The following is a 14,485-nucleotide window of genomic DNA, read 5'->3' on the forward strand; positions in this document are numbered from 1 at the left end:
GGGCGACAGGCCCACCAAACTATCATCTTATTCTGTGCGACAGAGCTGAATCATATGTCGCTCACCGTCGCAGCCGGGCACCGACAAACGGTGCACCTGCTCGACCTTAATGCCTTTTGGCAGAGCGCTCAACTCATCCTCAGGCAGCTTGCCCTTCATGGCATAAAAACGCCCCTTAGGTGCCAACATGTGCTCACTGCCATTGACCATATCCTCGATGGAGGCAAAGGCGCGGGACACCACACCGGCAAAAGGCTGTTCTGGCACAAAGGCTTCTACCCGCTCATTGACTACCTTGATATTGGGCAGGGGCAGGGTGCTGGCCACTTGGAACAGGAAGCGGGTCTTCTTGCCATTGCTGTCGAGCAGGGTGATGGCGCGCTCCGGATGCACAATTGCCAGGGGGATTCCCGGCAGGCCGCCACCGCTACCCACATCGATTAAAGCCCCTTCGCCACAGAGATTTACCACACTGAGGCTGTCGATAATATGGCGCTCCAGCATCTGCTCCGGGTCGCGTATGGCAGACAGGTTGTAGGCACTGTTCCAGCGGGCTAAAAGCGCCAGGTATTCCAGTAGCTGATCCTGCTGTCGGTCACTGAGTGCCACCGACATCTGTGCCGCCGCCTCTAACAGGCGCGGACGAAACTGTTCCATTGAGTGAGAAATGGGTCTATCCCCCAGTAGTCCCGCGAAACTCAAACCCCGCAGGGCCTCGCGGGATACCCTGTGGAAAACCGATTTATACCGCTTTTTTGCGCTTCAGCAGCCCGCGCTTTTTCAACTGGATCAGCAGCAGGGATATGGATGCGGGCGTCACGCCCGGTATCCGCGAGGCCCGCGCCAGGGTATCCGGGCGGGTCTCTCCCAGTTTTTGCTTGACCTCATTGGACAGACCGGAAATATCGCTGTAGTCGAAGTCCGCCGGGATAGGGGTATCTTCGTAGGCCTGCAAGCGCTCAATTTCCTCGCGCTGGCGATCGATATAGCCGGCGTATTTGGCCGAGATTTCCACCTGTTCGGCAACCTGCTCGTCGGTTACCGCTTCCCCTTTGAGGCCCGCCACATCCTGATAGCCCAGTTCCGGACGGCGCAGCAGGTCCATCAGGCTGTATTCCCGCGCCAATGGCTGCGGCAGTTTGGTTTCTACGGAGGCGGCCTGGGGTGTCCTTGGGTGCACCCAGGTATCTTGTAGTCGCTGGCTTTCCCGGGCGATCGCCTCGCGCTTTTCACTGAACGCTGCCCAGCGGGTATCGTCGACCAGGCCCAATTCGCGACCTTTTTCGGTCAGGCGCAGGTCAGCATTGTCCTCACGGAGCAGCAAGCGATATTCCGCGCGGCTGGTAAACATGCGGTAGGGCTCTTTGGTGCCACTGGTGATCAAATCATCTACAAGCACGCCCAGGTAGGCTTCATCCCGACGCGGGGACCAGGCTTCGCGCTCTTGGGCCTGTAGGGCGGCGTTGGCGCCAGCCAGGAGTCCCTGGGCGGCCGCTTCTTCGTAGCCGGTAGTGCCATTGATCTGGCCGGCAAAGTAGAGCCCCTGGATAAATTTGGTCTGCAGGGAGGGCAAAAGATCGCGCGGATCGAAGAAGTCGTACTCAATCGCATAGCCCGGGCGGGTTATATGCGCCTTTTCAAAACCTTTGATGGAGTGCACCAGCTCAATCTGCACATCGAAGGGCAGACTGGTGGAAATACCATTGGGGTACAGCTCGTTGGTAGTCAGCCCCTCGGGCTCGATAAACACCTGGTGGCTGTCTTTGTCCGCAAAGCGGTGCACCTTGTCCTCAATGGAGGGGCAATAGCGCGGGCCAATCCCCTCAATCACACCGGAATACATGGGCGAGCGATCGAGCCCCCCTTGGATAATTTCATGAGTGCGGGCATTGGTGTGGGTAATCCAGCAGCAGACCTGGCGCGGGTGCTGATCGCGGCTGCCCAAGTAAGACATCACCGGTGTGGGACTGTCTCCCCACTGCTCCTCCAACTCACTGAAATCTACTGAGCGGGCATCAATACGAGGAGGGGTGCCGGTTTTGAGGCGGTCAACACGGAAAGGCAGTTCGCGCAGACGATCTGCCAAGGCAATCGAGGGTGGGTCTCCGGCGCGGCCGCCGGCGTGGTTATCCAAGCCGATGTGGATACGCCCACCGAGGAAAGTCCCGGCGGTCAGTACCACTGTCTTTGCGCGAAAGCGTACTCCTGCGTTGGTGACAACGCCCACAACGCGTTCACCTTCGACAATCAGGTCATCTGCCGCTTGTTGGAAGATCTCCAGGTTTTCCTGTGCTTCCAGGATCGAACGGATCGCGGCGCGATATAGGGCTCTATCGGCCTGGGCACGAGTTGCCCTTACTGCAGGACCTTTGCGGGCATTGAGGACCCGGAACTGAATTCCGCCCAGGTCTGTTGCCGTTGCCATAGCGCCACCGAGGGCATCGACCTCATTCACGAGATGACTCTTGCCAATACCGCCAATGGCCGGGTTGCAGGACATTTGCCCGAGGGTCTCGATATTGTGGGTCAGTAGCAGAGTGGAAGCGCCCATACGTGCCGCTGCCAGTGAGGCTTCGGTACCTGCATGGCCTCCGCCGATCACGATCACATCATAGGTCTTAGGGAATTCCATAATGGCTGCTACTGGTTACAACTTGGGGCGCACATTTTATAGTCAGTAAGTGTCCTCAGCAATTAGCTTTATTCAAGCCGTTTAGGAAAGCTCTGCCTTTGTCTTTCTCTCTCCTTCCTGAATATCAAATTCTGATCGGATGAATTTCAAAACTCTGTCTTGCTTTCTTAAATACTCTTACTAATGAATATATGTATATCTTAAAGAGTATTTTTTTATATTTGTTGTTTTTATTAGACCTGCCGCAACTCGGTATAAGCACAAAAAAACCTTTAAAAACAACAAGTTACAAAGATGAAAACCCTGCCGACAAACCCTTGGTGGACACAGGGGTAACCGGGGTATGAGGCTGTGAAAACTTGGGACAACTTTGCCCTATCTACTCTTATTAGGAAGTTATCATCATACGATTATTCTATTTTGCAGGTGCTTATCCCCTCTTTTGCCCACAGTCAGTTTTTTTGACTAGTGTCTGTGGTGCTTTACCCAGACTTTCTGGGGGATACCTGTGAGTAGTCAAACGCAATGTATAAATCTGTGCATATACCCATTGAATGGGTGTGGGTTAATGGTGAGATAACTGCCAATAAGATTATCCACGGGAAATCCCCGTGGACATGTATAACTTCTTTCCCTTAAGAGCCATTTAAACAGCTATCTCAAGCTTATTTCTCACCTTTTTCGTGGAAAATATGCGGGAAAGCTGGGGATTAAATAGAACTTTTTTAACAGCCTAGGATAGATCTGAGCTCTTCCTGTGAGCAAGAGGTGTGGAACTTGTGCCAGAAGGAGAATAAGAAGAAGGAGAGTGGGGAGGTACTATAGGGAAGAGAAGAGGACGCTATTTACTAGCGCCCCCAATTGGATAAGTGCGTGGAACTCCACACCTTCTTATTTTCCGATACAAAAGCTGCCGAAAATTTTCCCGAGCAGCTCGTCCGCACTCATTGCACCGGTGATTTCTCCCAACGCCTGTTGGGCTTGGCGTAAGTCTTCCGCGAGTAACTCACCGGCACCATGACTGTGGAGCTGCTGGGAACCTTGCTCAATAAAGGCTCGGGCGCGCTCAAGAGCCTCTAAATGGCGTCTACGCGCACTAAAAGTGCCTTCGGCAGCACCACTGAAGCCGATAGACTGTTTCAAATGCTCCTTCAGTGCTTCGAGGCCTGAGCCAGTCTTGGCGCTGATGGCTATAACCGGCACTCCTTCAGTGTGAGCTTGGAGGCCGGCACTGTAATCGCTGAGATCAATTTTGTTCAGTACCAGTGTGAGCTTGCCTAAGTCCTGAAGCTGGTTGGTAAATTCCGGCCAGGCCTCTGCCGGGTCCAGTGAGTGAAGTTGCTCTGCATCCATTACCAGGAGCACGCGATCCGCCTGGTGAATCTCCTCCCAGGCGCGCTCGATGCCTATTTGCTCTACTTTATCTGGCGCATCCCGCAGGCCGGCGGTATCGGCGAACTGCAGGGGCATGCCGTCAATGTGGATATCTTCCCGCAAGATATCGCGGGTGGTGCCGGCGATATCGGTGACGATGGCGGTATTGCGACCCGCGAGGGCATTGAGCAGACTCGACTTGCCGGCATTGGGGCGCCCGGCAATGGCCACTCGCATACCCTCGCGCATAATGGCGCCCTGGCGCGCCTGAGCTTCCACAACAGCCATTTGTGCCAGTAGGGCCTGGATATCCGCAGCCACCTTGCCATCGGCGAGAAAGTCGATCTCTTCTTCGGGAAAATCGATGGCGGCTTCTACGTAGATACGCAGGTGGGTAAGACTTTCCACAAGGTCTTCAATTTTGTCGGAAAAAGCGCCCTGTAGCGAACGCATGGCGTTGCGCGCCGCTTGGGCACTACCGGCATCAATCAGATCGGCGATCGCTTCGGCTTGGGTGAGATCCATTTTGTCGTTGAGGAAGGCGCGTTCAGAAAACTCCCCGGGACGTGCCTGGCGGGCTCCCAGTTCGATCGTTGCCTTCAGCAGTTGATCGAGAATCACCGGGCCACCGTGGCCCTGCAGTTCCACCACGTCTTCTCCGGTAAATGAGTTGGGGCCTGGGAAGAATAGGGCGAGTCCCTGGTCGATCAGTTGCTCACTGTGGAAAAAATTTCGGTAATGGGCATAGCGCGCTTTGAGCGGTTTATCCCCGCAGATTTGCTGGGCAATGGACAGGGCTTTGGGGCCAGAGAGGCGGATTACACCGATACCACCGCGCCCCGGTGCGGTGGCGACGGCGGCGATGGTGTCGCGATTAAGGCTTTGTTGTGTCATCGGCTGAGTGTACTCGACATAACGGAAAAGGGCCGCAGTAGCGGCCCTTGTTGTTTGTGATCTGTGGATACTTGATCAGTATTTTCCGGCATCCACCTGCTTGTTGATATACCAAGTTTGACCGATGGTGATCAGGTTGTTGGCGATCCAGTACAGTACTAGGCCAGCCGGGAACCACAGGAAGAATACCGTCATCATCACCGGCATCAACTGCATGATACGGGCCTGGGTCGGGTCGGTGGGCGCCGGGTTCAGCTTTTGCATAAACCACATGGATAGGCCCATCAGTACCGGCAGGATGAAATAAGGATCCTTCGCCGACAGGTCGTGAATCCAGAAGATCCAGGGCGCATGGCGCAGCTCAACGGTTTCGGTAAGCATCCAGTAGAGGGCGATAAACACCGGCATCTGCAGCAGGATCGGCAGGCAGCCCCCCATGGGATTGATCTTCTCGCGGCGGTAGAGCTTCATGGTCTCTTCCGCCAACTTCTGACGATTGTCCTTGTACTGCTCCTGCAGTTTTTTCATCTGTGGAGCAAACTTGCGCATGCGCGCCATAGACTTGGTGCCTGCGGCGGACAGCGGCAGCAGCAGTGTCTTGATAAAGACGGTGAGCAAGATAATCGCCCAGCCCCAGTTGCTGACGATATGCTCCTGGATAAAGTGCAGTACGCGGAACAGCGGCTTGGCAATCCACCACAGCCAGCCGTAATCCACGGTCAGGTCAAGATAGGGTGAGATCTCCTCCAGGCGGTAGACATCCTTGGGGCCGGCATAGAAGGAAGCGCTCAGCTCGCCCTGAGTCGCGGCGGGGATTTGTACCGGCTGGGCGGTGAAGCCCATACGGAATAGTCCGTTGGACAATTCGCGCAGCTCAAAAGTGTTGCGTTCATCCTGTGGGGGAATCCAGGCGCTAAGGAAATAGTGCTGCACCATGGCTACCCAGCCGCCTTCCACTGTGGTGCGGGTGGGTTTCTCGGCGATTTCCTCAAAATCCTGCTTGAAGTAATTTTCTTCGTTGGTGTGAAGAGCGGCACCGAGGAAGGGTGACATACCAAAACCGGTATCGGTCACCGGCTCACTGGCATCGCGCTTGATCTGGCCAAACATGGCGGCGGACCAGGGCTTGGAGCTGGTGTTATCTACCAGGTAGGCCACCTGAACGAGGTAGTCACCACGCTTGAAGGTGTAGCGTTTGGTGATATTTGCACCTTCTTGCTGCAGGGTCAGGTCCACAATCAGCTGATCCTGCCCTTCCACCATGGCGTAGTTGGTCTTTTCAACCTTAAACAGGGGGCGGCCAGCGGCGCTATCGGTACCGTTGTTACCGATCAGACCACTCTGGGCGATATAGGTGTGATAGCGAGTCTGGTTTAACAGGATTAAGGGCTGGTCAGGCGTATCCAGCTTTTCCTGGAACTGTCGCAGGGCCACTTTTACGATATCACCGCCACGAGGATCAATGAGCAGATCAAAGACGTCGGTGGTGACATTGATGAGCGTGCGTTGGCCGCTATCGGTGCCTGTCTCTGCTGGCGCTTGGGACTCCAGTTGGGGTACATCGCCATTGCCGTTTTCGCTGGTCTGCGCCGGGATTTGGCTGCCGCTCTGTATATCGTCGTGAACTATGGTTTCGCGGTCGAGTTCAGGAGTGTGCTGCTCTTGAAATGCATTCCACTGGAAGATAAGTGCGAGGAGAACCGCGAGAATTCCACCTAGCAGCGTATAGCGTTGCCAATCCATCTTAATACCTAGAGCGTGTTCTTGTGTTTGGTGGGGGGAACCGGGTCCAGTCCACCAGGGTGCCAGGGGTGGCATTTTATAAGGCGGCGCGCAGTTAAATAACCCCCCTTTAAGGCTCCGTGAGTTTCAATCGCCTCTTCGGAGTATCGCGAGCAGGTTGGGTAAAAGCGGCACTGGTTACCTACCCATGGGCTGGCCAGATAGCGGTAGACGTGTATCAGCTTGATCAGTAGCCACTTCATGACTTCGATTGTGGCTGTTGCGCGCGCTTGGCCAGCTTGCGCCAGAGCTTGTTTAGTGTCTTCGCCAGTGCGGCCTTATCCAGATCTGCAACCCCCGGGCGAGCCAATACTACAGCATCCAGCGGCGGCAACTGGTGTTGCTGCAAGCGGAAGGTTTCTCGGGTAATTCGCTTGATTCGATTGCGGTCGGAGGCGTTGCGCACATGCTTCTTGGCAATTACCAAGCCGAGGCGCGGATGCTCAGAATCACTGGGGCATGCGAGGATCAGGAGGTGGGGATGCGCGGCGCGCACAACGTTTTCATTGAAAACCTTGCGATACTGCGCCGCATTAAGCAGGCGCAGAGTCTTGGCAAATCCAAAGCTGCTGCGCACCTGCTGCATAGGGAGAATCTCTAAAAAGAAGAGATATTATGCAGACAGTACTTTGCGGCCTTTAGCGCGGCGGCGGGCCAGGATTTTACGGCCGTTTTTGGTTGCCATACGAGCGCGGAAACCGTGAGTGCGTTTGCGCTTCAAGTTGCTGGGTTGAAATGTGCGTTTCATAGTCTTGCTACCTGAGACTTTGTGTTCAAGATTTCTCGGGACCATCCCCGGCCGCGGCCTGGGCTCCGGTCCGGCACAGAGCCGGGGCAGACGGAGCTACGCGCTGCGAAGGCCGCGGATTGTATAGAAAGGCAACAGTGAAAGCAACGCACAGACGGGAGATATTCGGCTTGTTTACCACTAAATCACTGATGCGAAATAACGGCTACCAGACAAGCCCTTGAGCTACCTGATGTATTTCGTGATGCCCACCGATTGACCCCAAGATATGCACAGGTGATTGTGGATAAAGTTCCAAAGGCGTAGGCTTCAATTGTCTAATTGTTACGCAAATACCTGATTGCATGGACATTTTTGCGCAATTTTTTCAACAGCGCCACGCTTTCTTGTGGATAACCCATCGATGGAAAGGTATACTGCGCCGATCTTATTTGACGGCTAGGGCACTCCAGTCCTTTCATGCCGTTGTCTCCGTGGTCTTACCATTTTGGGGTTTTGGGGGGTTTCTTGACTGAATCCGTTTGGAAGCAGTGCGCGAGCTGTTTGCAGGATGAGCTGCCATCTCAGCAGTTCAATACCTGGATCAGACCGCTGCGCGTCAATCCCGCGTGTGCTGAGGGCGAGTTGCGACTGGTTGCACCAAATCGCTTTGTACTGGACTGGGTTGGCGGTAAATTCCTTCATCGTATCCGCGAGCTGGTCCACCAGTTCTCTCCTGGACAGCCACTTCAAGTAGGGCTGGAGATCACTGCTCGTCGCCCCGCGCGTTTTCAGCGTAGTCGTGCAGCAATGGAAGTGGCACCTGTACCGGCTCCCGTGCCCCCTACGGCTCCGGTTGCCAGTGCTATGCCGCCGCCGATAGCACCTACAACTTCCCCAGCACCTTCTGTTTCATCGGGTTCGGTGGATTTTTCCACAACGCCTGGTGTGGTTTCTCCCTCTGTCTCTCAGGGGTTTATGAGCCATGCGGAGCCACAGGCTCCTGTTCCCAATCAGCCGCTGAATGGTGGCGGCTTTGGTGGTGGCCCTGGTGTAAATCCTCATTCAATACTGGAAGAGGAGACCAACTCCAGACAGGTCAGCAAGGGGGAGCAGGCGGTATCCGATATTCGTCCTGCGGTAATGAACGACATGGTGCGTTCTATCCCGGAACAACCCGCGCGGCAGGTTGAGGTTGAGGGTGCCATTAAGCACGGCAGCTCCCTCAATCGAAACTTCACTTTTAAATCTTTTGTTGAAGGCAAATCCAACCAATTGGGCTTGGCTGCTGCGCAGCAAATCTCCGACAACCCTGGTGGCGCCTACAATCCGCTCTTTATTTATGGTGGTGTGGGCCTGGGTAAAACGCACCTTATGCATGCGGTGGGCAATGCGTTGTTAGAGCGCAATCCCAATGCCAAAGTGGTCTACCTGCACTCTGAACGTTTTGTCGCGGATATGGTGAAGGCTCTACAGCTCAACGCCATCAGCGATTTTAAGCGCTATTACCGTTCTGTGGATGCGCTGCTGATTGACGATATTCAGTTCTTTGCTGGTAAGGAGCGCTCTCAGGAGGAGTTTTTCCATACCTTTAATGCGCTTCTCGAGGGTGGCCAACAGATTATCCTCACCTGCGACCGCTATCCCAAGGAGATCGACGGCCTTGAAGAACGTCTCAAGTCCCGCTTTGGTTGGGGCCTGACCGTGGCTGTGGAACCGCCTGAACTGGAGACGCGGGTAGCCATATTAATGAAGAAAGCGGAGCAGTTCGGTGTAGAGTTACCCCACGATTCCGCTTTCTTTATCGCGCAGCGTATCCGCTCCAATGTACGCGAGCTAGAAGGCGCCCTGCGCCGTGTGATAGCCAACTCCCAATTTACCGGCCGTGCCATTGACGATGTATTGGTGCGCGAGGCCCTCAAGGATCTACTCGCCTTGCAGGATCGTTTGGTGAGTGTGGACAATATTCAACGCGTGGTGGCCGAGTACTACAAGATCAAGGTGGCCGACCTGTTGTCCAAGCGCCGCAGCCGCTCTGTCGCGCGTCCGCGTCAGGTGGCTATGTCTCTGGCTAAAGAGTTGACCAACCACAGTTTGCCAGAGATTGGCGATGCCTTTGGCGGGCGTGACCACACTACGGTCTTGCATGCCTGCCGCAAAATTCGCGAATTGCAGGAGTCTGATGCGGATATCCGCGAGGACGTAAAGTTACTGACACGGTCGTTGACCACTTAATCGAATAACTGACAAACAAGGCGAAACTACCGATGAAATTCAATGTGAGCCGGGACGCCCTGCTGAAGCCCCTACAACTGGTAGCCGGTGTCGTTGAGAAACGCCAGACCCTGCCGGTCCTGGCCAATGTATTGATGCAATTACAAGGTCAGGAGTTGTCCCTGACTGGTACTGATCTCGAAGTGGAAATTGTCGGCCGCTTGCCGGTGGATGGCGTGGAAATGGAAGGTGAAGTAACTGTTCCAGCACGCAAGCTGCTGGATATCTGTCGCTCATTGCCGGATGGCGCTGAATTAAAATTTGAGCGCGATGGCGAGCGCCTGGTATTGCGCAGTGGCCGCAGCCGTTTTCAGTTATCCACTTTACCCGCAGCGGACTTCCCCAATCAGGAGGAAGCCAGTGCCCAGACTCGATTCGATATTTCTCAGCGCGAGATTCGCCGTCTGATCGAGGCAACCAGCTTTGCCATGGCCCAGCAGGACGTGCGCTATTACCTGAATGGCCTACTGCTGGAGTGCCGCCCACAGCAGCTGCGCGCAGTCGCCACTGACGGTCACCGCCTGGCACTGTGCGACCGCGATGCTCCGGGCTTGAATGTATCGGCACCCATTCAGGCGATTGTACCGCGAAAGGGCGTATTGGAATTGGGGCGTTTGCTGGAAGATAGCGACGTGCAGGCGCAGGTAGTACTGGGCAACAACCATATCCGAGTGATGAGTGGCCAGTTCACCTTTACCTCTAAGCTGGTGGATGGCAAGTTCCCGGATTATGAGCGCGTTCTACCACGTGGTGCCGGCAACGTGGTCTATGCCGACCGTCAGGGCCTGCGTCAGGCTTTCTCACGAGCAGCGATTCTTTCCAATGAAAAATATCGTGGGGTACGTTTGCAGGTCTCCGAGGGTTTGCTGCAGATTGTGGCCAATAACCCCGAGCAGGAGGAGGCCGAAGAGCAAATGATGGTCGATTACGTGGGGGAGCCCATGGAAATAGGCTTTAACGTTTCCTATTTGCTCGATGTTACTGGTGCTATTCACAGCGACCAGATTCGCATCAGTCTGGCGGATGCCAATAGCAGTGCTTTACTGCAGCAACCTGAGGATGGAGATGCCCTCTACGTGATTATGCCGATGCGTCTGTAAGCCCTGGTTAGTAAGCATTTGGCTCACAATCGAGAAGGGACCGCACTGTATTATCAACAGGCGGTCCCTTTATTTTTTCTGAATATTGCCGCTGAAATTTTCCCAGCCAGCGGGGCGAGGGGTCTATGGCGCTGACCCGCCTTCTGATTTCTAATTTTCGAAATATCTCTCACGCCGATCTGCTTTTGGACACTGGGGTTAACCTGTTCTGTGGCGTCAATGGCAGTGGCAAGACTTCCATTCTTGAAGCTGTTCATATGTTGGCTACAGGCCGCTCTTTTCGGTCTCGCCAGCACAAATCGGTTATCCGCCATGATCATTCAGGGCTCACGGTTTTTACCCAGCTGGATACGGGCTTCAATCTTGGGGTCGAGCGCCTAGCTGATGGCGGAGGCCGTGTGCGTATCAACCAGGCGGCGGCTGAGTCCAGTTCACAGCTTGCTAACTGTCTCCCCTTACAACTGATTAACAGCGATAGTTTCTCCGCCCTGGATGGTGGCCCTGGAGTGCGCAGGCGACTTCTGGATTGGACAGTGTTCCACGTGGAACATCTCTTTGCTCAGCAATGGAAAAACTATCAAATCGCACTGAAGCAGCGAAATGCCTTGTTGCGACGTGGTAAAATCGATCCGGACGCGATCGGGATTTGGGAGCATCAGTTGTCCCAAAGTGGCGAACAGGTGGATACCCTGCGTCGCGGCCAATTCGAGCAATTGCGTGCGGCCGTAACAACGCTACTGGAAGAGTTACCTCCCAGCCTGCTAAATCGGGTGGATATGAGTTATCGACGCGGTTGGCGAAAAGAGGTTGAACTGGCCGAGGCGCTTAGAGAGTCTCGGGATAGTGATCTCAGTCAGGGACATACCCGCACTGGGCCTCACAGAGCAGATCTCCGTTTTACCGTTGCAGGTGAGCCTGCACACAATGTTTTATCCCGTGGCCAGCAGAAGATGCTGGTGTGCGCCGTACGCACGGCTATGGCGCAGTTGGTTTGTCGTCACCGAGAGAAACCGGTATTTCTTGTGGACGACCTTCCAGCAGAGCTGGATGATCATAATCAGCAAGTTTTTGCCCAGTGGGTTGGTCGTTGTGCCAGCCAGGTACTGGTAACCGGAATAGATGAGGGCACTACAAGCCGCCCCTGGCGACAATTGGAAGCCCCTTGGAATTGCCCAAAAGTGTTCCACGTGGAACATGGGAATATCAGCGCCGATGCATCGGCTGCATAATAAGTTGAATGGAGCGAATAAATGTCAGAGCAGCAAAGCTATGACTCGAGCAGTATCAAGGTACTCAAAGGCCTGGATGCGGTGCGCAAGCGCCCCGGAATGTATATCGGTGATACCGACGATGGCACCGGCCTGCACCACATGGTGTTCGAGGTGGTCGACAACTCCATCGATGAAGCACTAGCAGGCCATTGCGATGAGATTCGCGTAACCATCCATCCGGATGAATCGATTTCTGTCTCAGATAACGGCCGTGGTATTCCAACAGAAATCCACCCAGAAGAGGGGGTTTCTGCTGCAGAAGTAATTATGACCGTGCTGCACGCCGGTGGTAAGTTCGATGACAATACCTATAAGGTATCCGGTGGTCTGCATGGCGTGGGTGTGTCAGTAGTAAATGCGCTGTCAAAAGAGTTGAAGCTGACTATTCGCCGTGGGGGTAAGATCCACGAGCAAACCTATCATCACGGTGTGCCCCAGGCTCCACTGGAGGTGGTGGGAGATAGCGATACTACCGGCACCACCGTGCACTTCAAGCCCTCTGCAGATACCTTCAGCAATATCGAATTCCATTTCGATGTACTGGCCAAGCGCTTGCGCGAGCTGTCCTTCCTCAATTCCGGTGTACGTATTGTCTTGAAGGACGAGCGTAGTGGTAAGGAAGAGGTCTATGAATACGAGGGTGGCTTGAGTGCCTTTGTGGAGTTTCTTAACCAAAACAAAACTCCCATCAACAAGGTGTTGCACTTCCAGAGCCAGCGCGATGACGGCATCGCCGTAGAAGTGGCGCTACAGTGGAATGACAGTTTCCAGGAAAGCATTTTCTGCTACACCAACAATATCCCCCAGCGCGATGGTGGCACCCACCTGGCAGGCTTCCGCGCGGCGCTGACTCGCGGTTTGAACACCTATATTGAGCGCGAGGGCCTGGGCAAAAAAGATAAGGTCAACACCACCGGTGACGATGCCCGAGAAGGGCTCACTGCGATTATCTCTGTGAAGGTACCGGACCCGAAATTCTCCTCGCAGACCAAAGACAAGCTGGTTTCCTCTGAAGTGAAGCCCGCTGTTGAGCAGGAGATGGGACACCACTTCAACGACTACCTGTTGGAGAACCCCCAGGAAGCCAAGTCCGTCGTTACTAAAATGATCGATGCGGCCAAAGCCCGTGAGGCGGCGCGTAAGGCGCGTGAGATGACCCGCCGTAAGGGTGCCTTGGATATCGCTGGCCTGCCCGGAAAACTGGCAGACTGCCAGCAGAAAGACCCTGCCTTGTCGGAAATCTACCTGGTGGAGGGTGACTCTGCCGGTGGTTCTGCTAAGCAGGGCCGCGATCGTCGTACCCAGGCGATCCTGCCGCTGAAGGGCAAAATCCTAAATGTGGAAAAAGCGCGCTTCGACAAAATGCTTTCCAGTGCCGAAGTGGGCACTTTGATCACCGCACTGGGCTGTGGCATCGGTAAGAGCGAATTCAACCCCGATAAGCTGCGTTACCACAGCATCATCATCATGACCGATGCGGATGTGGATGGAGCCCATATCCGCACATTGCTGCTGACATTCTTCTTCCGCCAGATGCCGGAGTTGATTGAGCGTGGCCATATCTATATCGCCCAGCCGCCACTGTATAAGATTTCCAAGGGTAAGCAGGAGCAGTACCTAAAAGATGAGGGTGCTCTGACTCAGTTCCTCACCAACGCCGCCCTAGAAGGCGCCACATTATTTGTGAACCCGGATGCCCCTGGACTATCTGGCGCTTCCCTGGAAAGCCTGGTGGGCGAGTATCGTAGTGTGCTGGCTACTATTGATCGTCTGTCCCGCCTGTATCCAGAGGAGGTGCTGCGCAGCATGATCTACCTGCCCAGCTTGTCTCAGGAGGATCTGCAATCCCAGGAGAAGGTGGCTGAATGGTGTGCTCAGCTGCAGGAAAAACTTGCCGATGAGGAGAGCGGTGGAACCCGTCGCCATGAAGTGACTGTGCAGGAAAATACCGAGCGCGGTCTATTCCTGCCACATATTCACATAGTGGCGCACGGTGTCGGCAGTGACTACCTGATCAACCACGAGTTCTTCGATTCCGCCGAGTATGCGTCTATCTGCGCTCTGGGTGAGAAAATGGTGGGTCTATTGGAAGAGGGTGCCTTTATCCAACGCGGCGAGAAGCAGCACCCTGTTGGCAGCTTCCCTGAAGTGATGGACTGGCTGATGGGCGAGAGCCGCAGAGGCTACGGTATCCAGCGCTATAAGGGGCTAGGTGAGATGAACCCGGAGCAGCTTTGGGAAACTACCATGGACCCAGAGAGCCGTCGTATGCTGCAGGTAACTGTTGAAGATGCTATCGCAGCAGATCAGATCTTTACCACCTTGATGGGCGATCAGGTAGAGCCACGCCGTGACTTTATCGAAACCAATGCCTTGGCGGTAGAAAACCTGGATGTTTAAGTCTTCCAGACGCTCTTGCGCTTAAAAATAG

At 54.6% G+C, this 14,485-nt stretch carries 11 protein-coding genes; 4 read left to right on the plus strand and 7 right to left on the minus strand.

Features of this window, described 5'->3' with window-relative positions; translation table 11 throughout:
• Positions 1–27: 27 nt before the first annotated feature.
• The 7 genes from rsmG to rpmH all read right to left on the minus strand — a co-directional run bounded on the left by rsmG (position 28) and on the right by rpmH (position 7,430).
• Positions 28–657, minus strand: coding sequence for a 16S rRNA (guanine(527)-N(7))-methyltransferase RsmG (gene rsmG / locus ACJJIO_RS09830; RefSeq protein ID WP_444910876.1), 630 nt, complete (start codon positions 655–657; stop codon positions 28–30).
• Between the two features lie 85 nt (positions 658–742).
• A complete protein-coding gene (mnmG, locus tag ACJJIO_RS09835; protein WP_444910877.1) occupies positions 743–2,632 on the minus strand; it encodes a tRNA uridine-5-carboxymethylaminomethyl(34) synthesis enzyme MnmG in 1,890 nt (629 codons plus the stop codon).
• An 891-nt stretch (positions 2,633–3,523) separates the two neighbouring features.
• Positions 3,524–4,900 carry a tRNA uridine-5-carboxymethylaminomethyl(34) synthesis GTPase MnmE gene (gene mnmE, locus ACJJIO_RS09840; RefSeq protein WP_444910878.1) on the minus strand — a complete coding sequence of 459 codons (1,377 nt, stop codon included), beginning with the start codon at positions 4,898–4,900 and terminating at the stop codon, positions 3,524–3,526.
• A 75-nt stretch (positions 4,901–4,975) separates the two neighbouring features.
• Positions 4,976–6,643, minus strand: a complete 1,668-nt coding sequence (yidC, locus tag ACJJIO_RS09845) for a membrane protein insertase YidC (protein ID WP_444888993.1) — start codon at positions 6,641–6,643, stop codon at positions 4,976–4,978.
• Positions 6,644–6,651: 8 nt separating this feature from the next.
• Positions 6,652–6,885: a membrane protein insertion efficiency factor YidD gene (yidD, locus tag ACJJIO_RS09850; RefSeq protein ID WP_083922742.1), complete on the minus strand. Its 234-nt coding sequence runs from the start codon at positions 6,883–6,885 to the stop codon at positions 6,652–6,654.
• On the minus strand, positions 6,882–7,268 hold the full coding sequence (rnpA, locus tag ACJJIO_RS09855) for a ribonuclease P protein component (RefSeq protein WP_020413886.1): 387 nt from the start codon (positions 7,266–7,268) through the stop codon (positions 6,882–6,884). Before rnpA ends, yidD begins: the two co-directional genes overlap by 4 nt.
• 27 nt (positions 7,269–7,295) lie before the next feature.
• Positions 7,296–7,430 (minus strand): 50S ribosomal protein L34, encoded by a 135-nt coding sequence (rpmH, locus tag ACJJIO_RS09860; RefSeq protein ID WP_020413885.1) that lies wholly within the window; start codon positions 7,428–7,430, stop codon positions 7,296–7,298.
• A 507-nt stretch (positions 7,431–7,937) separates the two neighbouring features.
• Between rpmH and dnaA the strand changes: the two genes are divergently transcribed.
• The 4 genes from dnaA to gyrB all read left to right on the plus strand — a co-directional run bounded on the left by dnaA (position 7,938) and on the right by gyrB (position 14,454).
• Positions 7,938–9,644 (plus strand): chromosomal replication initiator protein DnaA, encoded by a 1,707-nt coding sequence (gene dnaA, locus ACJJIO_RS09865; protein ID WP_444910879.1) that lies wholly within the window; start codon positions 7,938–7,940, stop codon positions 9,642–9,644.
• Between the two features lie 32 nt (positions 9,645–9,676).
• Positions 9,677–10,783, plus strand: a complete 1,107-nt coding sequence (dnaN, locus tag ACJJIO_RS09870) for a DNA polymerase III subunit beta (protein ID WP_252083962.1) — start codon at positions 9,677–9,679, stop codon at positions 10,781–10,783.
• Between the two features lie 125 nt (positions 10,784–10,908).
• Positions 10,909–12,012 (plus strand): DNA replication/repair protein RecF, encoded by a 1,104-nt coding sequence (gene recF / locus ACJJIO_RS09875; RefSeq protein WP_444910880.1) that lies wholly within the window; start codon positions 10,909–10,911, stop codon positions 12,010–12,012.
• 21 nt (positions 12,013–12,033) lie between these two features.
• Positions 12,034–14,454, plus strand: a complete 2,421-nt coding sequence (gyrB, locus tag ACJJIO_RS09880; RefSeq protein ID WP_444910881.1) for a DNA topoisomerase (ATP-hydrolyzing) subunit B — start codon at positions 12,034–12,036, stop codon at positions 14,452–14,454.
• Positions 14,455–14,485: the final 31 nt, after the last annotated feature.

Source organism: Microbulbifer mixtoriginis (SeqCode) (assembly GCF_052467235.1).